This is a genomic window from Lacinutrix sp., from assembly GCF_023299985.1.
In the GTDB taxonomy this organism is placed as follows: Bacteria; Bacteroidota; Bacteroidia; order Flavobacteriales; family Flavobacteriaceae; genus Lacinutrix.
This window is the reverse complement of sequence record NZ_JALZVX010000151.1, coordinates 1-18,682: the sequence shown is the minus strand read 5'-3', so window position 1 is coordinate 18,682 and position 18,682 is coordinate 1. Positions and strand designations below refer to the sequence as shown.

The 18,682-nt window shown below is 30.5% G+C and carries 19 protein-coding genes; 8 read left to right on the top strand and 11 right to left on the bottom strand.

Going from position 1 to position 18,682, the window contains the following annotated elements; translation table 11 throughout:
* The first annotated feature begins 6 nt into the window (after positions 1-6).
* Positions 7-300 carry a transposase gene (locus Q0C58_RS08210; RefSeq protein ID WP_290699877.1) on the top strand — a complete coding sequence of 98 codons (294 nt, stop codon included), beginning with the start codon at positions 7-9 and terminating at the stop codon, positions 298-300.
* A 100-nt stretch (positions 301-400) separates the two neighbouring features.
* Positions 401-1,300, top strand: a complete 900-nt coding sequence (locus Q0C58_RS08205; protein WP_290699914.1) for an IS3 family transposase — start codon at positions 401-403, stop codon at positions 1,298-1,300.
* A gap of 41 nt (positions 1,301-1,341) precedes the next feature.
* On the opposite strand, the gene Q0C58_RS08200 is transcribed toward Q0C58_RS08205, so the two are convergent.
* The 4 genes from Q0C58_RS08200 to rpmH all read right to left on the bottom strand — a co-directional run bounded on the left by Q0C58_RS08200 (position 1,342) and on the right by rpmH (position 5,929).
* Positions 1,342-2,121 carry a T9SS type A sorting domain-containing protein gene (locus Q0C58_RS08200; RefSeq protein ID WP_290699874.1) on the bottom strand — a complete coding sequence of 260 codons (780 nt, stop codon included), beginning with the start codon at positions 2,119-2,121 and terminating at the stop codon, positions 1,342-1,344.
* A gap of 3 nt (positions 2,122-2,124) precedes the next feature.
* Positions 2,125-2,601, bottom strand: coding sequence for an ankyrin repeat domain-containing protein (locus Q0C58_RS08195; protein ID WP_290699871.1), 477 nt, complete (start codon positions 2,599-2,601; stop codon positions 2,125-2,127).
* Positions 2,602-2,814: 213 nt separating this feature from the next.
* Positions 2,815-5,667, bottom strand: a complete 2,853-nt coding sequence (carB, locus tag Q0C58_RS08190; protein WP_290699869.1) for a carbamoyl-phosphate synthase large subunit — start codon at positions 5,665-5,667, stop codon at positions 2,815-2,817.
* Positions 5,668-5,767: 100 nt separating this feature from the next.
* Complete coding sequence (rpmH, locus tag Q0C58_RS08185; RefSeq protein WP_028281753.1) at positions 5,768-5,929, bottom strand: 50S ribosomal protein L34; 162 nt, start codon at positions 5,927-5,929, stop codon at positions 5,768-5,770.
* A gap of 273 nt (positions 5,930-6,202) precedes the next feature.
* Between rpmH and Q0C58_RS08180 the strand changes: the two genes are divergently transcribed.
* Positions 6,203-6,787 carry a DUF2892 domain-containing protein gene (locus Q0C58_RS08180; protein ID WP_290699861.1) on the top strand — a complete coding sequence of 195 codons (585 nt, stop codon included), beginning with the start codon at positions 6,203-6,205 and terminating at the stop codon, positions 6,785-6,787.
* A 72-nt stretch (positions 6,788-6,859) separates the two neighbouring features.
* Here the strand turns inward: Q0C58_RS08180 and Q0C58_RS08175 are convergent, their stop codons facing one another.
* The 3 genes from Q0C58_RS08175 to Q0C58_RS08165 are packed head-to-tail and all read right to left on the bottom strand — an operon-like array spanning position 6,860 to position 8,937.
* On the bottom strand, positions 6,860-7,234 hold the full coding sequence (locus Q0C58_RS08175; protein ID WP_290699858.1) for a sulfite exporter TauE/SafE family protein: 375 nt from the start codon (positions 7,232-7,234) through the stop codon (positions 6,860-6,862).
* 58 nt (positions 7,235-7,292) lie between these two features.
* Positions 7,293-8,222 carry a lytic transglycosylase domain-containing protein gene (locus Q0C58_RS08170; RefSeq protein WP_290699856.1) on the bottom strand — a complete coding sequence of 310 codons (930 nt, stop codon included), beginning with the start codon at positions 8,220-8,222 and terminating at the stop codon, positions 7,293-7,295.
* A gap of 43 nt (positions 8,223-8,265) precedes the next feature.
* Complete coding sequence (locus Q0C58_RS08165) at positions 8,266-8,937, bottom strand: alpha/beta hydrolase (protein ID WP_290699854.1); 672 nt, start codon at positions 8,935-8,937, stop codon at positions 8,266-8,268.
* A gap of 122 nt (positions 8,938-9,059) precedes the next feature.
* Here Q0C58_RS08165 and Q0C58_RS08160 point away from each other — a divergent pair, with 122 nt between their 5' ends.
* Complete coding sequence (locus tag Q0C58_RS08160; protein ID WP_290699852.1) at positions 9,060-9,356, top strand: N-acetyltransferase; 297 nt, start codon at positions 9,060-9,062, stop codon at positions 9,354-9,356.
* 54 nt (positions 9,357-9,410) lie between these two features.
* On the opposite strand, the gene mtaB is transcribed toward Q0C58_RS08160, so the two are convergent.
* A complete protein-coding gene (mtaB, locus tag Q0C58_RS08155; RefSeq protein ID WP_290699850.1) occupies positions 9,411-10,745 on the bottom strand; it encodes a tRNA (N(6)-L-threonylcarbamoyladenosine(37)-C(2))-methylthiotransferase MtaB in 1,335 nt (444 codons plus the stop codon).
* Between the two features lie 219 nt (positions 10,746-10,964).
* Between mtaB and Q0C58_RS08150 the strand changes: the two genes are divergently transcribed.
* The gene (locus Q0C58_RS08150) at positions 10,965-12,581 is read left to right on the top strand and encodes an ABC transporter substrate-binding protein (RefSeq protein WP_290699847.1); all 1,617 of its coding nucleotides are present in this window, start codon (positions 10,965-10,967) and stop codon (positions 12,579-12,581) included.
* Here Q0C58_RS08150 and Q0C58_RS08145 read toward each other — a convergent pair.
* From Q0C58_RS08145 to Q0C58_RS08135, 3 genes are all read right to left on the bottom strand, one after another.
* Positions 12,571-13,272: a lysoplasmalogenase family protein gene (locus tag Q0C58_RS08145; RefSeq protein WP_290699845.1), complete on the bottom strand. Its 702-nt coding sequence runs from the start codon at positions 13,270-13,272 to the stop codon at positions 12,571-12,573. The two genes, Q0C58_RS08150 and Q0C58_RS08145, sit on opposite strands and share 11 nt — an antisense overlap.
* Before the next feature lie 416 nt (positions 13,273-13,688).
* Entirely contained in the window at positions 13,689-14,864 is a 1,176-nt protein-coding gene (locus Q0C58_RS08140; RefSeq protein ID WP_290699843.1) for a GlmU family protein, read from the bottom strand.
* 175 nt (positions 14,865-15,039) lie between these two features.
* Positions 15,040-15,291, bottom strand: coding sequence for a type B 50S ribosomal protein L31 (locus Q0C58_RS08135; RefSeq protein WP_290699841.1), 252 nt, complete (start codon positions 15,289-15,291; stop codon positions 15,040-15,042).
* 158 nt (positions 15,292-15,449) lie between these two features.
* Here Q0C58_RS08135 and Q0C58_RS08130 point away from each other — a divergent pair, with 158 nt between their 5' ends.
* The 3 genes from Q0C58_RS08130 to Q0C58_RS08120 form a co-directional block, all read left to right on the top strand.
* Positions 15,450-15,992 (top strand): DUF4199 domain-containing protein, encoded by a 543-nt coding sequence (locus tag Q0C58_RS08130; protein WP_290699839.1) that lies wholly within the window; start codon positions 15,450-15,452, stop codon positions 15,990-15,992.
* A gap of 37 nt (positions 15,993-16,029) precedes the next feature.
* Complete coding sequence (locus Q0C58_RS08125; protein ID WP_290699837.1) at positions 16,030-16,995, top strand: glycosyltransferase family 2 protein; 966 nt, start codon at positions 16,030-16,032, stop codon at positions 16,993-16,995.
* A 60-nt stretch (positions 16,996-17,055) separates the two neighbouring features.
* On the top strand, positions 17,056-18,682 hold a 1,627-nt coding region (locus Q0C58_RS08120; protein ID WP_290699835.1), incomplete at its 3' end, for a phospho-sugar mutase.

Here is an 18,682-nt window from a genome sequence, read left to right as displayed (position 1 = left end):
TTATTTATGGAAATACAAGATTCAAATTACAAAAAGCGAACACAGAAAGATTACAGTTTAAGTTTTAAATTACAATTAGTAAAAGATATTGAGCAAGGTCGAATATCTACTACAGCTGCTACAAAACACTATAGTATTCAATGCCGAAAGACTGTTGTAAATTGGTTGAAAAAATATGGTAACTTTGATTATCAATATACAATTAAGCAAGATATTTCAAAAACACCTGAACAACGTATTTTAGAGTTAGAACAACAGGTTAAATTACTTGAAAAACAAAAAATAGAGCAGAATATTTAGCAGAGAGAGCAGATAAAAAAGTCATTCTCTTTGATATGATGATTGATATTGCTGAAAAAGAATTTAATATTCCTATTAGAAAAAAGTAAGAACCTAAGTAATTAAACACTTCTCCAATGAGCACAAACAAAGCTTAACAGCTACCTGTGAATTACTTGGGCTTGATAGACAGGTCTATTATCGTGATATTAAATTGACAAAAGAAAAACTAAAATTGAGTTTTCAAGTTATAGCATTAGTCAAATCAAAACGTCTTTTAATGCCTAAGATTGGCACTAGAAAATTGTATTATCTACTAGAAGATGAGTTAAGAGAATTGAATGTTGGTAGAGATAAATTACTTAAAGCCAATCAAATGCTAATTAAGACTAAAAAGAAATATCATATCACCACAAACTCTCATCATCGTTTTAGAAAGCATAAAAACCAAATTAAAGATATAGACTTTACAAGACCTGAACAGGTTTGGGTAAGTGATATCACCTATATTGGAAACAGGAAAAACCCAAGCTATTTAGCGTTGATAACAGATGCATATTCTAAGAAAATTGTAGGCTATAATGTGAGTGATAGTTTAAATGTAAAGGGCTATTTATCTGCTTTAGAAATGGCGCTAAAAAACAGAGTTTACAAAAAAGAACTCATCATTCATCATTCCGATAGAGGATTACAATATTGTTCTAATGACTATCAAAAGTTATTAGATAAAAATCATATTCAGCCAAGTATGACAGAACAATACGATCCTTATGAAAATGCAATTGCAGAAAGGATTAATGGCATTTTAAAACAAGAATTTGATATTGATAAGTATGATACTAATCTAAAAATTAAAACAAAACTGGTTCAAAATGCTGTAGAAATTTATAATAACTTTAGACCACATTTATCTAATTATATGCTGACTCCAAATCAAATGCATAAACAAAAGACAATCAAAAGAAAACAATATAAAAGCAAAAAAGGTAGTGATATAAAATCACTACCTTTAATTTATTAATTTTGTAACGCTATTTCAGGACGTCACAAGTTAAATTGTTACTACAACTTAACAAAACGTTTAGTTAGTGAAATATCTTGGTTTGAAGACGATAATCTTACTAAATACAATCCACTATTCCATTCTGAGATATTAACTTTAGAAGATAAATCGGTTAACTGTTGTGTGTGTATTCTCTTTCCTAAAACATCAAATACTTCCATTTTTAAACCTTCGTCGATTAGTGTAGGAATAGTTATATTCATAACATTACTACTTGGATTAGGAAAGATTGATAATTTTGAAATTGCTTCAAACTCTGGAGTACTTAAAGTTGCTAAGGTAGCCATAGCCATACCATAATTTCCAAATCCATGATATCCAAAAGTAGCTCCTCCTTTAGCATATATCATAGGAAAACTAACTTCTGTATTAGGGAAAACAAAATCTTCAAAGCTACCAGTGTCTCTTGCTCTTATTCCTATAATTGTACGTTCTCCAGCAGCAACAGTATTACTAGTCACAGACCAATCGTTTGTATCAACAGGTGGTAATCCTGTTCCTGCATTCATATTTCTATCTTCAATACCAGTAGCTAAACCTATAATAGCATCGTCATCTTGGTCTCCCATATCTTGACCTAAAGCTATATCTGGACTAATACCAACACCTAACCAAGTGTTTTCCGGAAACTTCATTGTCATAGTAACAATGTTTGTGGTAGTGTTTACATCAAATTGGACGGAACGTCCAGCTTCAAGTATTATTTCTCCAGACGAGATTACCTGAGAAAACGACAAACTTGTCGCTATTAAAAAAGTAAAAATTGTAATTTTTTTCATAGACTATAATTTAAGTAATTCATTAATTTTATTATCATTATACAGTTTTGCATAATCTATTGGTGACTTTTCATTGTTGTTTTTTATTTCAAAATCAGCTTTAGCTTCAACTAAAAGCTTTAAAATTTCTATTTTTTTAAACATTACTGCTAAATGAGCTGCCGTTTCTCCTTTTTGATCTTGCAAATCAGTAATAGCATTATTATTTAACAACAATTCTACTATTTCAACATTTCCTTTATAAGTAGCAGCCATTAAAGGTGTTCCATAATCGCTATTGCCATTTATATCTTTTACTTTATTTACCAAAAAAGAGACAACTTCAATGTTTTCACTGTAAGATGCCAATGTTAATGTAGAATAACCATTCTCATTGATTTTGTTAATTACAGTATTATCTTCCTCATACAACTTTGCAATATCTTCCAAACTGCCTGTTCTACATACTTCAAAAATTTCTTTTTGTGAGAAAACACTCATACTTGCAAGTAAAGTAAGAGTGATCAACATCCTTTTTTTTACACCCATCTTCGAATTAGATTTCAATTTCTGTAAACGTAGCATTAAATTTATTTTTTACGCTTGCTAAATTAGTTCTTTTTCTATTAAAATACATGAATATTATTGATATTAAAAAAAAAACATGATTAGGTGTGTTTATTTTCAAATGTGTTTAGAACTCTTTTAGTGTATTTACTTACTTAAATACATCTTCCTACGAGAGTATAAACTGTAAAATTCATCATCTTTTAAATCATCAATAAATAAGATACTTTCTCCAGTACTTTTCATTTCTGGTCCTAATTTCTTATTTACATTATGAAACTTATCAAAAGAGAATACTGGTTGCTTAATAGCATAACCATTTAGTTGTGGATTAAAATCGAAATCTGTCACCTTTTTCTCTCCTAACATTACTTTAGTCGCATAATTTACATAAGGCTCACCATAAGCTTTTGCTATAAATGGAACCGTTCTTGAAGCTCTAGGATTGGCTTCAATAATGTATACCATGTCGTCTTTTACGGCAAACTGTATGTTTATTAAGCCTACAGTATTAAGCGCTAAAGCAATCTTATTAGTATGATCTATAATTTGTTGCATTACAAGAGGTCCTAGATTAAAAGGAGGTAATAAAGAATTACTATCTCCAGAGTGAATACCACAAGGTTCAATATGCTCCATAACACCTATGATGTAAACATTTTCACCATCGCAAATAGCATCTGCCTCTGCTTCTATTGCTCCATCTAAATAATGATCAAGTAACAATTGGTTTCCTGGCATACGACTTAATAAGCTAACAACGTGCTCTTCTAATTCTTGTTTATTAATTACAATTTTCATGCCTTGACCTCCAAGCACATAAGATGGTCTTACTAAAATTGGAAAATCTAAAACATCTGCAATTGCAGAAGCTTCGTCTGCTGTTGTTGCTATATCAAATTCTGGATAAGGAATTTTTAGTTCTTTTAATAATGAAGAAAAATGTCCTCTATCTTCTGCTAAATCTAAGGCTTGGTAACTTGTCCCTAATATTTTAACACCATATTTAGTTAATTTTTCAGCAAGTTTTAAAGCTGTTTGTCCACCAAGTTGTACAATGACACCTTCTGGTTTTTCATGCTTAATAATGTCGTAGATATGTTCCCAAAATACAGGTTCGAAATACAATTTATCTGCTGTATCAAAATCGGTAGAAACTGTTTCAGGATTACAGTTAATCATAATTGTTTCGTAACCACATTCTGCGGCTGCTAAAATTCCATGAACACAACAGTAATCGAACTCAATACCTTGTCCTATTCTATTTGGTCCAGATCCTAAAACAATAACTTTTTTCTTGTCTGAAACAATACTTTCATTATCAGCAAAACGGATACCATCTGCTGTTTCTACATCACTTTCGAAAGTAGAATAATAGTAAGGTGTTTTTGCTTCAAATTCGGCAGCACAAGTATCTACTAACTTATAGACTCTATTAATACGAAGTTCTTCTCTTTTATTATATACTTCGCTTTCTAGACATTTTAGCATGTGTGCTATTTGTCTGTCTCCATAACCTTTCTGCTTCGCTTCAAGTAATAAATCTTTTTCTATTGTATCTATTGTAAAAGTTGAAATCTCTTTTTCTAAGAAATACAATTCTTCATATTGCTTTAAAAACCACATGTCTATTTTAGTGATCTCGTATATGCGACTTAATGGAATTCCCATTTGAATAGCATCATAAATTGCAAACACACGATCCCAACTTGCGTTGGTAAGTTTCTCTATAATTTGATCGTAATCTTTATAGCCTTTACCATCAGCTCCTAGTCCATTACGCTTAATCTCGAGAGATTGTGTTGCCTTATGAAGTGCTTCTTGGAAACTTCTACCAATTCCCATTACTTCTCCAACAGATTTCATTTGAAGTCCTAAAGTTCTATCTGAACCTTCAAACTTATCAAAATTCCATCGTGGTATTTTAACAATCACATAATCTAAAGTAGGTTCGAATAATGCCGAAGTCGATTTTGTAATTTGGTTTTGTAATTCGTCTAAGTGATAACCCAATGCTAACTTTGCTGCTATTTTAGCAATAGGATAACCCGTTGCTTTACTTGCCAATGCTGAAGAACGCGATACACGAGGATTAATTTCGATAGCAATTATATCTTCATTTTCATCAGGACTTACTGCAAACTGCACATTGCAACCACCTGCAAAATCACCAATATTTCGCATCATATGGATTGCCATATCACGCATTTTTTGATACGTTTTATCGCTTAGCGTCATTGCTGGTGCAACCGTTATAGAATCTCCTGTATGAATACCAATTGGATCCATGTTTTCGATAGCACAAATAATAACAACATTATCATTAGCATCTCTAAGTAGCTCTAACTCATATTCTTTCCAGCCTATTAAGGCCTTATCAATCATGACCTCGTGAATTGGAGAAATCTCCAAACCACGTGTTAATAACTCGTCGAAATCTTCTTCTTTGTAAACAAAAGATGCTCCTGCTCCTCCTAAAGTAAATGAGGCTCTAATTATTAAAGGAAATCCAAATTCTTGAGCAATTTCTTTTCCTTTCAAATAAGATGTTGCTGTAGCTTGAGGTGCCATAGCCACTCCAATTTTAAGCATTAGCTCTCTAAATTTTTCTCTATCTTCTGTAATATTAATAGCGTCTATATTAACACCTATAATTTCTACATCAAAATCTTTCCAAATTCCTTTTTCATCTGCTTCTATACATAGATTTAACGCCGTTTGTCCACCCATTGTTGGTAAAACAGCATCTATGTGTGGATGGTCTTTTAGGATTTTAACTATCGATTTTGTATTTAAAGGCAACAAATAAACATGGTCAGCCATTGAAGGATCTGTCATGATAGTTGCTGGATTAGAATTGATTAAAATAGTTTCAATTCCGTCTTCTCTTAAAGACCTTAAAGCTTGTGTTCCAGAGTAATCAAACTCACAGGCTTGACCAATTACTATAGGACCTGAGCCTATAATTAGTATTGATTTTAGTTTTGGTTTTTTTGGCATTGTAATTATTTATTTCGTGATACAAAAATAGTAAATCTTAGACATAAAAAAAGGCGTTACACCTAAGTAACGCCTTTAATATATTAACAATTGTTAATCATTATTTTTTGTGTCTAGTTTCAGATGAAACAGATATTTTCTTTCTTCCTTTTGCTCTTCTACGAGCTAATACCTTTCTACCATTAGCAGAAGCCATTCTTTCTCTAAAACCATGTTTATTTCTTCTCTTTCTTTTTGATGGCTGAAACGTTCTTTTTGGCATTGTCTTATTTTTTTAAATCTGAATTGTAAAATCTATCTAATTAATTTTGAGTAATCCCCAAAACTGAGCGCAAATATACAACGACTTTTTTATTCCGCAAACCTTATTTTAAAAATATTTTGTTATGAATTGTTTTTAGTCTAAAACTGAAGCATAAATACAATTTTTAACTGTGGCTATTTCAGAAAAAATGAGTTTCTTTGTAGTCTTAAAACACAAATATAACGCGAGAAACATGGTCAGCGTTAAAAAAAACAATAAAAAAATATAATAATGTATAATAAAGTATTTAAATTAATAATTGCAGGTTTAATTTTAGCAACAGCTGTTTGGCAGTTTACAGAAGGTGGTATTGGAAATGGTATTATGCTTATTTTCTTAGCTTTAATTTTTGTGTTTCTATATTTTAAAAATGAATTTATTTTACTTGCGTTTTTAAAATTAAGAAAGCAAGATTTTCCTGGTGCACAAAAATGGTTGAATAAAATAAAAAACCCTGAAGCAGCTTTAGTAACTAAACAGCAAGGCTACTTTAACTATTTACAAGGTATAATGGTTTCTCAAACCGATATGAATCTCGCTGAAAAGTACTTTAAAAAAGCAGTTGGTTTAGGTTTAAGTATGGATCAAGATATGGCAATGGCTAAATTAAATTTAGCAGGAATAGCTTTTTCAAAGCGTAAAAAACAAGAAGCTAGTATTTTAATAAACGAAGCTCAAAAACTTGATAAACAAGGGATGCTAAAAGAGCAAATAAAAGAAATGAAAGCTAATATGAAACGTGCTCAAGGTGCACCAAATAAACATTTTGGGCAAGGTGGTAGTATGCGTGCACAGCGTAGAGCTTCTAGGAGATAAAACTTTAAAGAAAGAAAATAACAAACTATATAAAGCTCACTTTTGTGGGCTTTTTTTATTACTCTATAAAAACTATTTACTAAAAAACATTCTAACTGCCACAACTATTAAAAGTATACTAAAAATCTTCTTTAAAAGTGTTTCGTTTATAGAAATAGCAATTTTAGTTCCAAAATAACCTCCTAAAACAAAGCAGGCTGCAATAACTATTGCATACTTATAATTAAGTGGTTGCTCTCCTGTTTTATGGTAAGTATAAGCTGCTAAAAAAGTTACTGGAACAGCTAGTACTGCTAAACTTGTGCCTTGCGCTTGATGTTGCGTGTAACCTAAAGCAAACACCATTAATGGCACCATAATTACACCTCCTCCAACACCAAACATACCACTAAATAATCCTGCTAATAGTCCTACAACTATTAGAATTAAAATTATTTGTAAATCCATTTTTGTTTTCATTTATAATTTTCACAAACAATGAAAAAATCTTACTATTTTATAAAATTTATGGTGTTGTAGAATAATAACCTTTCTCTGGAATATTAATAAAATATTGTTTTCTGGAAGCGTTATTTAGCTTATTTTCTCTTAACCATGGATTATGTATTTTTAAAATTTTATAGTTAATACCATAATTTTTTGCAAATGCGGCAAAGTCTGTAACTGCTGTATCTATAGAGACTTTATAGGTTGGAATGGCAGTATATAAATCTTTACTTCTAAAATTAAAACCATATTTTTTAGGGTGCGATAAAATTTCTTTTAAAGCAACTATTCTAAACACATAACGACCTGTTTCTTGTCCTAAAAGTAAATCGTAATAATTATCAACTTTCTGAGCTTTCAATCTTTTTGAAATTCCATAGTTTCCTGCATTGTAACCTGCAGCTGCATTAGTCCAAGAACCTAAAGATGCTTTAGATTTATTTAGATAGTCGCAAGCCACTTGCGTAGCCATTTCTAGATTGTAACGTTCGTCTACATTATCATTTACCTCCAAACCATTTTCTCTTCCAGTAGCTTTCATTATTTGCCAAAAACCACTTGCTCCAGCTGGAGAGCGAGCATCTGTAAGTCCGCTTTCTATTACTGCTAAATATTTAAAATCGTCTGGAATACCATTTTTAGCTAGAATAGGTTCTATAATAGGAAAATATTTTTGAGCACGTTTAAACATTAATAACCCATTAGATTGCCAATAGGTATTAACCAACAACTCTTTATCCATACGTTCTAAAATATCTGGATTATCTAAAGGCACGCGCTCACCAGCAAAGTCTAAATAATCTGGAACTTGTAAAGCGTAAACATTATAATCATTTATAATTTTCTTTTCTAAGTTCTCGTCTGTTGGTGCATTCTGGAAGGCATTAATAAACAGCAATCCTAAGCATATTAAACCTATTGTTACTAGTCCTTTTTGTACAATTTTCATCATCATTTCGTTTTTTATAAATTTAGAATAATTTACCGAAAAACTATTCTTTTTCTTCTAAAATTAATTTAGGCAAATTCTTGTTAAACCATTTGTATTTATCTATTATCATTATGTGTGTGCCATTTTTTACAGTAATACAATTTGATACACAATGATGCGGAAAAACTAAATCTTTTTCACCATGAATATGAATAACCTCTGGAATAACTTGATCTTGTTCCCAATTAATTACTTGCTCTATAGACCAATCTAGATAATATTTATCGTTAACAGAAAGATATTTTTTATATAAATCTATGCGTTTTTTTATTAGATCTCCAAACGAAAATTTAGCCAAAAGATCAAGGTTACTTGCTAATTGTGTTGGCAATAATTTATAGGCTTTAGTTGCTTTTAAAACTTTAAATCGTTTTGGTAACTCCTGCTTTGTTTTAACACTAGACACTACAAATAATTTACGTAATTTTATATGCTTACTCATCTCTTGAACTAGAATTCCACCAAAAGAAACGCCTAATAACACAACATTAGTATGTTTAATTTTTTTTGTTATTCTTAAAGCATAATCGCTTAAGGTTTCATTTTTTAAAGGAATTTCCCAATGTAACTTATGCATTTGAAATTGATTTTCGGGCAAAGAGATGTTATCAAAAATTGAAGGATTCGCTGCCATGCCTGGCATTAAATAAATATGTATTACATCTTGACTCATAGGCTTTTATCAAAATTAAAGAATTATTTTAGAATAATTTTATGTATTTTTACAAAGTGTAAAGCTATAAAATAGTTGGCATTATATTTGATTCCCTTATCAATAAATTAAACGTACTATATATGACTGATGCTGCAGAATTGATTGACAATGATTTTCTTCGTCAATTCGAAATAAAAACTGAAGACCATTTTGCTAAAATTGAATATTCTTTACAAGATCGAAAAATATTCTTAACAAAATTAATAATACCTGAAGGTATTACAGACGAAAATTTTACTGCCGATTTTTTAAAATTAGTATTCGAAAATGTTGAAGAACGCAATTTAAGTGTCGTGCCAACAAGCCCGGAAATTGCTAAATTTATTAGACGTAATAGACAATACAAAAAATTATTACCAGTTGGATTGAGAATTTAATTGGCACATAAAATATAACAAACACAAAAACCGAAACTAATGTTTTGGTTTTTTTTATGCCATTATATTTTTAAACTCAAACCTTACCAAACCATCATCATCGATATTTGTAAGCTTAACTTGATGTATTGTATTTACTAATTCTGGGTTCCAAGGTGCTTTCACTTTTACATAATTCCCTGTAAAACCATGAATATAACCTGCTTTATTTTCACTTTCAAATAAAACAGATCTAGAAGTTTCTATCTGTTTTTCATAAAAAGCACGACGCATTTTAGCACTTAATCCACGTAACATTTTACTACGTTTGCTTCTTATATTATTTGGTACAACATCTTGAAAATTTGCTGCTTCTGTATTATCACGTTCAGAATACGTAAACACATGTAAATAAGAAATATCTAAAGTGTTTAAAAAGTTATATGTTTCTAGAAAGTGTGCTTCTGTTTCTCCTGGAAAACCAACAATAACATCTACACCAATACAGGCATGTGGCATAACTTCTTTAATTTTAGCAACACGGTCTACATATAATTCTCGCATGTAACGACGTTTCATTAACTTTAAAATGTCATTATGTCCACTTTGCAATGGAATATGAAAATGTGGCACAAACGCTCTAGATTTACTTACAACATCTATAGTTTCATTTTTTAATAAATTAGGTTCTATGGAAGAAATACGAAGACGTTCTATACCTTCTATCTTGTCTAAAGCTTGCACTAATTCTAAAAATGTGTGTTCGTGTTTTTTATTCCCAAATTCACCCTTACCATAATCTCCAATATTAACGCCTGTAAGCACAATTTCTTTAATCCCTTTTTCTGAGATTTCTTTAGCATTTTTCAACACATTCTCCAGCTCATCGCTTCGCGATATGCCTCTTGCTAATGGAATTGTACAGTAAGTACATTTATAATCGCAACCATCTTGTACTTTTAAAAAGGCACGTGTTCTATCTCCTATCGAGTAGCTACCAACATAGAAATCTGCTTCGTTAATATCGCAAGAATGCACTTCGCCAAAATCGTTTTTAGTGAGATCGTTAAGGTAATCTGTAATCTTAAATTTTTCGGTAGCACCAAGTACTAAGTCAACACCATTAACATCTGCTAATTGTTGCGGTTTTAATTGTGCATAACAGCCAACCGCAGCTATAAAAGCATCTGCATTTGCTTTCTGCGCCTGTTTAACTACAGTTTTAAAGCGCTTGTCGGCATTTTCTGTAACCGAACAGGTATTAATAACGTAAATATCTGCAGTTTTAGAAAAATCAACACGCTCGAAACCTTCATCTTTAAAATTTCTAGCTATTGTAGAAGTTTCAGAGAAATTAAGTTTACATCCTAAGGTGTAAAATGCGACTTTCTTTTTAGTATTTACTGTCAAATTATTAAGCTATTCCTAAGTTAGATTCGTTATATTTACTTCCAACTTTATTTAAGATTGCAAATTTACGTAAATGTTTGCAAGTAATACCAAATTAGTTATATGATGGCGTATTTTTAATTTAAATTGTTTTTTATAATTCTAACTATTGCATTATTTTAAAGCGAAAGCAAAACAAGTATTAAACTGGAAAGCAAAGCCAGAATGTTAAAAATAATTATGATTAAAAAATTAAGCACATCTCTAAAACACTTACTCTTACTCTTGTTAACTGTTATTGTTTTTTCCTGCGGAAGCAAAGAAGACAAAAAAAACCTAAACCAAGTATTTAGGTACAACGAACATAAAAATATTGGCTCGTTAGATCCTGCATTTGCAAAAGACAACGCAGATATTTGGGCTGTAAACCAATTATTTAACGGTTTGGTACAGATGGATAATGCATTAAATGTGCAGCCTTGTATTGCTAAAAACTGGACTGTTTCGCAAGATGCACTCACCTACTCGTTTACACTTAGAGACAATGTATATTATCACAAGCATGAACGCTTTGGAAAAGATTCTACACGAACTGTAAAAGCTTTAGATTTTGAGTATAGCTTTAATAGACTTATAGATAAAAAAATAGCTTCTTCTGGACGTTGGGTTTTAAATAAAGTAGACCGTTTTTATGCCGAAAACGATAGTACTTTCACTATTAAATTAAAGCAACCTTTTCCTGCGTTTTTAGGCTTGCTTACCATGAAATACTGCTCTGTAGTCCCTAAAGAAATAGTAACACACTATGGAACGGATTTTAGAGCAAACCCAATCGGCACTGGACCTTTTAAGTTTAAACGATGGGAAGAAAACATTAAACTTGTTTTTAGAAAGAATACAAATTATTTTGAAAAAGATATTAGTGGTAAAAAACTCCCTTATTTAGAAGCAGTAGCTATTACTTTTTTACCAGATAAGCAAAGTGAATTTCTACAATTTATTCAAGGTAATCTTGATTTTTTAAATTCGCTCGACGCTTCTTATCAAGACGATATTTTAACTAGTAAAGGCGAATTAAGAGACAAGTACGCATCTACTATAAACATGATTCGTGGTCCCTATTTAAACACAGAATATTTGGCTTTTTATATGGATTCTCAAACTCCAGAAATGCAATCTAAACTTATTAGGCAAGCTGTAAATTATGGCTTTGATAGACAAAAAATGATGACTTACCTACGTAATGGCATTGGCATACCTGCTTATGGTGGCTTTATTCCAAAAGGATTACCAGGTTATAGTGCTACTATTGGTTACACTTACAATCCTGAAAAATCTAAAGCACTAATTAATCAATTTAAAGAGGAAACAGGAAATAATACACCAGAAATAACAATTACTACAACAAGTAATTATTTAAATTTTTGCGAATATATTCAACGAGAATTACAAAAAATAGGATTAATAGTTAATGTAGATGTTATTCCTGCATCTACATTAAAAAGTGCAAAAGCTAACGGTAATTTAGATCTATTTAGAGCAAGTTGGGTTGCAGACTATCCAGATGCACAAAACTACTTATCGCTTTATTATAGTGACAACTTTGCACCAAATGGGCCTAATTATACACATTTTAAAAGTGAAATATTTAATACTTTATATATGCAATCTTTTACTGAAACAAATACTAAAACCAGAGAACAACTTTATACAAAAATGGATAGTTTAGTTATGCAAGAAGCTCCAATTGTACCTTTGTATTACGACGAGGTGGTAAGATTTACACAGCAAAATGTTAGTAATCTAGGCATAAACCCAATAAATCTTTTAGACTTAAAACGCGTTACTAAAGAATAAAAACGTCTTCTGCTTTTTTTTCTTCATTCAATAATCCCATAACAATAAGATATTGAGATATACCATAAAGAAGCATTATTATCATTTTATGATATGGGAAATCTTCGTAATAAAAAGATTGAATAACAGTAATACTATCGCATATAACAGAAATAAAAACACCAGCTAAAACAATATAAAAACTCTTAATATCTACATCTCCTTTTCTTAAATATGCAAATAACAATGAAATTAAACATGTAAATAAATAAAGTAATACAGGAAAGAAAAATGAACCTAAGTTATCTAAAACCAAAATCATAATAAAAACCATGTACGCAAAACACATTACAAAAAAAGGCACTAAACTAAGCATGTTAAAATCTCTTTGATTAGAGAACCGTTTTACATAGCATAATTTACCTGCCACAAAAAATACCATACCTACAATATAAAGAGGAATGAAATCATAAAAAATAAAAAAGAAATCACCAAGTAAAAAACTTAATAAGCCAATAATAACATAATTAGATTTTAATTGTGATTTCCTATAATTTTTTATAAAAAATAATAACAACACTAAAATAATAAGTGGCTTTGTTATTATTCTATATGGAATAGCTTCTAGATTTAATTTTACATAAATATCTAGAAATAAAATACCGAAAAATAATATCGAAAAATAGAGTTTATTGGTTAAAAATATTTTCATAATTGCGATATAATTACCTACTTGTAGTGTGCAAATAATTAAGTTTTTATAATATTCTTTGTTTCTTCTGTAATCCCTAAAACTATAAAATACTGGGATAATGCATAAAAAACAATTATTAGTACATTTCCTATTGTGTACAAAATTATTGCTAATAATATATTATTAAGTTTCAGCTTGCTATTTTCTTTTTGGTTTAACAAATAGCAAACTAACAAAACTACTATAAACAAAGGTTTGCTTATAAAACGATATGGGAATTTTTCAAGTTTTATTTAACAAAAACATCAAAAGACACCAAAGAAAAGCAGGCTGAAATAGGTTATATTTCTAAATATTAGGTACGTACAATAAATTACAAGCTTGCAATGTAATACATTATGAAACACCTTAATAATTTATACTAACATATTCGACTACTGACGTCTATATTTTTTAGTTTCTTCAAAAACATGTTCTAAAATAGATTGGTCAACTTCTGTAAACTCTAATTTTCTTCTAGACATAACTACTTTACAAACCTCAAATGCCTTTTTAGTTAAGTAAGTAGTAAAACCACTATGTCCTCCCCAACTATAACTAGGTACAAAATTTCTTGGAAAACCACTACCAAATATATTAGCATTTACACCTACAACAGTTCCAGTATTAAACATTGTGTTTATACCGCATTTACTATGATCTCCCATCATTAAGCCACAAAACTGTAAACCAGTTTTTGCAAAACCTTCGGTTTCATAGTCCCAAAGCCTTACTTCAGCATAATTATTTTTTAAGTTAGAATTATTTGTATCTGCACCTAAATTACACCATTCGCCTAAAACAGAATTTCCCAAAAAACCATCGTGTCCTTTGTTAGAGTAGCCAAATAAAACCGAATTATTTACTTCTCCTCCAACCTTACTGTGTGGACCAACAGTTGTAGGTCCATATATTTTTGTAGCTAACTTTAAAGTAGCATTATCGCATAAGGCTAATGGTCCTCGAACAACGCTACCTTCCATAATTTCAGCATCTTTTCCAATATAAATTGGTCCAGCACTTGCATTAAGCGTAGCAAATTCCATTTTAGCACCTTCTTCTAAAAATATGTTTTCTGGTGCAATTATATTATTAGATTTTGATATAGTTTGAGATGTTCTATCTTTAGTAAGCAACTCAAAATCTTGAGCTATTGCTTCTCCATTTTTGGAGAAAATATCCCAAGTATGTTCAATAATCATTAATTGGTCTTCAAACTCTATTGCATCAAAAGTAGATAAATCTATATCTTCTTGTCCTTCTTCAATAAAAAAAGCAATAACTTCTTCCTCTTTAAAAATTGCTTGATTCTTTTTTAAATCTTTAATCTTTGTTACTAGTACTTCCGTAGGACAAAACGAAGCATTAATCATCACATTAGCTTCCATCTCTACCATTGGCCATTTTACAGACAAATATTCTTCTGTAACCGTAGTTGTAGTTGCTAGTAAATGCTTTTCCCATTTTTCGCGAATGGTTAAAATACCAACTCTAATATCTGCAACTGGTCTTGTATAAGTAAACGGTAACAATTGGTTTCTTGCTGGACCATCAAAGAGAATGTAATTCATTTTTTAGTTAAAAGTTAAAAGTTAAAAGTTAAAAGTTGATCACTCAAATACATACAAGAGTTACGCTCTTAAACTTATTACTTTAATGTTATACTTTGTAAAAATACTTTAATTACTGAAAACAAAAAAGCCTTTCAGTAAAACTGAAAGGCTTTTATATATGTTATAAACTAAATTATTTTTTAAATTTAGCGTATTTGTTTTTAAACTTATCAATACGACCAGCTGTATCTATTAATTTAGATTTACCAGTGTAAAATGGATGAGATGTTCTAGAGATTTCCATTTTTACTAATGGATACTCAACACCGTCAACTTCTAATGTTTCGCTTGTGTTAGCAGTAGATTTTGTTAAAAAAACGTCTTCGTTAGACATGTCTTTAAATGCTACTAGTCTATAATTTTCTGGATGTATATCTTTTTTCATCGCTATATGCTTTATTTGTATTCTAAATTCGAGGTGCAAATTTAGTCATTTTTTACAAATCTCCACTATATTTTATAAAAATAATTAAAACTTATTTATGTAACGTTTATTTATCTTTGACTACTAACTAATAACATTAACTTTTAAGCCACAAAAATATGGAAACTTTACAACCTAATACAATTAAATCATCTGCAATTAATTATGGCCTTTATTTGGCTATAATACTGGCTGGTTCAAGTATTTTAGCTTATGTTGTAAATCTAGATTTACTAACTAACTTTTTATATGGTTCTATAATATTTATTCTAACTATAGGATTAGCTTTTTTTTCTGTTTACAAAGCAAAAAAAATACTGAACGGATTTATAACTTTCAAACAAGCTTTTACTGCCTTTTTCATCACTATAGCATTAGCAGTTTTTATTAAAGTAGTAATAGATTATGTACTTTTCAATTTTATTGATGCTGAGGCTGCAATAATTATGCAAGAAAAAGCATTAGACACACAAGTAGGGCTTTTACAAAACTTTGGGATGAGTGAAGAACAAATAGCTTTAGCGGTTGAGGCTGCTGAAGACCAACCTAACCTTTATTCTCTTCAAAGTTTACTTTTCGGGCTATTTGGCAGTCTTGCATTTTATTCAATTATCGGGTTAATTGTAGCTTTAATAATGAAAAGAAACCCAGAAAACGCATAATAGTTTTATATTTGAAGTATTAATTATCAAACAATACATGGATATATCTGTAGTTATACCACTACTTAACGAACAAGAATCTCTCACAGAATTACACGATTGGATTGCAAAGGTTATGCAATCCAATCGTTTTTCTTATGAAATACTTTTTATAGACGATGGCTCTAAAGATGGCTCATGGAAAACCATAGAAAACCTATCTAAAACAGATACAAACGTAAAAGGCATAAGATTTTTAAAAAACTTTGGAAAATCTCAAGCATTACACGCTGGCTTTGAAAAAGCAAAAGGTGATGTAATTATTACAATGGATGCAGATTTACAGGACAATCCAGAAGAAATCCCAGCACTTTACAATAAAATTATAGAAGGAAATTTCGACCTCGTTTCGGGTTGGAAAAAGAAACGCTACGATAATAAGTTTACTAAAAACTTACCTTCTAAATTATTTAATTGGGCAGCACGTAAAACATCTGGCGTAAAACTTAACGACTTTAATTGTGGACTAAAAGCCTACAAAAATGTAGTTATTAAACATATAGATGTAAATGGCGAAATGCATCGCTACATTCCTGTTTTGGCTAAAAACGCAGGTTTTACTAAAATTGGCGAACAAGTAGTGCAACACCAAGCTAGAAAATATGGCGAAACCAAATTTGGTATGGAACGCTTTATTAATGGTTTTCTAGATTTAATAACCATTTGGTTTATTTCGCGTTTTGGTAAAAGACCAATGCATTTATTTGGTGCTTTAGGTGTTATTATGTTTGCTATTGGCTTAGTGTTTTCAATATATCTAGGCATAAACAAGTTGTTTTTTCATACAGATGGAAGGTTAATTACACAAAGACCACAATTTTACATTGCACTAGTTACCATGATTATTGGTACTCAGTTTTTTGTAGCAGGTTTTTTAGGTGAAATAATTTTACGCTCTAAACAAAACAAAAAACGCTATTTGGTAAAGGAAGCACTAAACCTAAACCATAAAACGTCAAATTAGCGCAACGTTAATTCTAACTTTTATTTAATGCTTATTTTTGCATTCTATTAAATTACTATCATGATAAACATAGAGCCAGAATTACTAGACAGAGTTAATACTTGGTTAACTCCTGCTTTCGATATAAATACACAAAACCATATAAAAGATTTAATTGGTACAAACCCAAAAGAGTTAAAAGAGTCTTTTTATAAAGATTTAGAGTTTGGAACTGGTGGTATGCGTGGTGTTATGGGAATTGGCACTAATCGCATTAATAAATACACCTTAGGAAAAAACACACAAGGCATTAGTAACTATATGCACAAGGTTTTTAAAAACGAAACATTAAAAGTTGCTATAGCTTTCGATTGTAGACACAATAGTAAATCTTTAGCTAAAGTGGTTGCAGATGTGTTTTCGGCTAATAATATTGAAGTTTTTTTATTCGAAGACCTTCGTGCTACACCAGAATTGTCTTTTGCTTTAAAACACTTAAACTGCCATTGTGGTATTGTTTTAACAGCATCGCATAATCCACCAGAATACAATGGTTACAAAGTATATTGGCAAGATGGAGGACAATTAGTACCACCAGAAGATGCTGAAATTATTTCGGTTATTAATAGTATAGATTATGCCGAAATTAAATTTAATGCAAATAAAAAACTAATCCATTATATAGGCAAAGAAGTTGACGACGTATTTATTAATGCATCAGTAAAAAACGGAAGCTTTAATACTTCCGCGGAAGCGAGAGAAAATTTAAATATAGTATTCACTTCACTGCATGGAACTTCAATTACTGCAGTACCAGAAACATTAAAACGAGCTGGTTATACAACTGTAAATATAGTTGAAGAACAACGCGAACCTAATGGCGATTTCCCAACAGTAGTCTCTCCAAATCCAGAAGAACCTGAAGCCCTAAAAATGGCAATTGCATTGGCTAACAAAACCAAAGGTGATATTGTTATTGGTACAGATCCAGATTGCGATAGATTAGGTATAGCTGTTAGAGATTTAAATAATGAATTGGTTATTTTAAATGGGAATCAAGCCATGTTATTAATGACGGATTTTTTACTAAAACAATGGCAAAGTCAAAATAAAATAAATGGCAAACAATTTATAGCAAGCACTATTGTTTCTACACCAATGATGAGTGTTTTAGGCAAAGCCTATAATGTAGAAACAAAAATTGGTTTAACAGGTTTTAAATGGATTGCTAAAATGATAAAAGACTTTCCAGAACTAGATTTTATTGGTGGTGGCGAAGAAAGTTTTGGTTTTATGGTTGGCGATTTTGTACGCGATAAAGATGCTGTTACTGCTACGTTATTGGCTTGCGAAATTGCAGCACAGGCTAAAGCAAAAGGAAGCGCTATTTACCAAGAATTAATTAATTTATATATAGAACACGGTTTATATAAAGAACGCTTAATTTCCTTAACTAAAAAAGGAATTGAAGGCGCACAAGAGATAAAACAGATGATGATAGATGCTAGAGAAAACCCATTAACAATGGTTAATAACTCTAAAGTAATTTTAATAGACGATTACCAATTATCAACCTCTAAAAACACAGTTACAGGAAAGGTAACTACACTAGATATTCCTAAATCTAATGTTTTAATTTACCATACAGAAGATGGCAGTAAAATAGCGTTAAGACCAAGTGGAACAGAGCCTAAAATAAAATTTTACT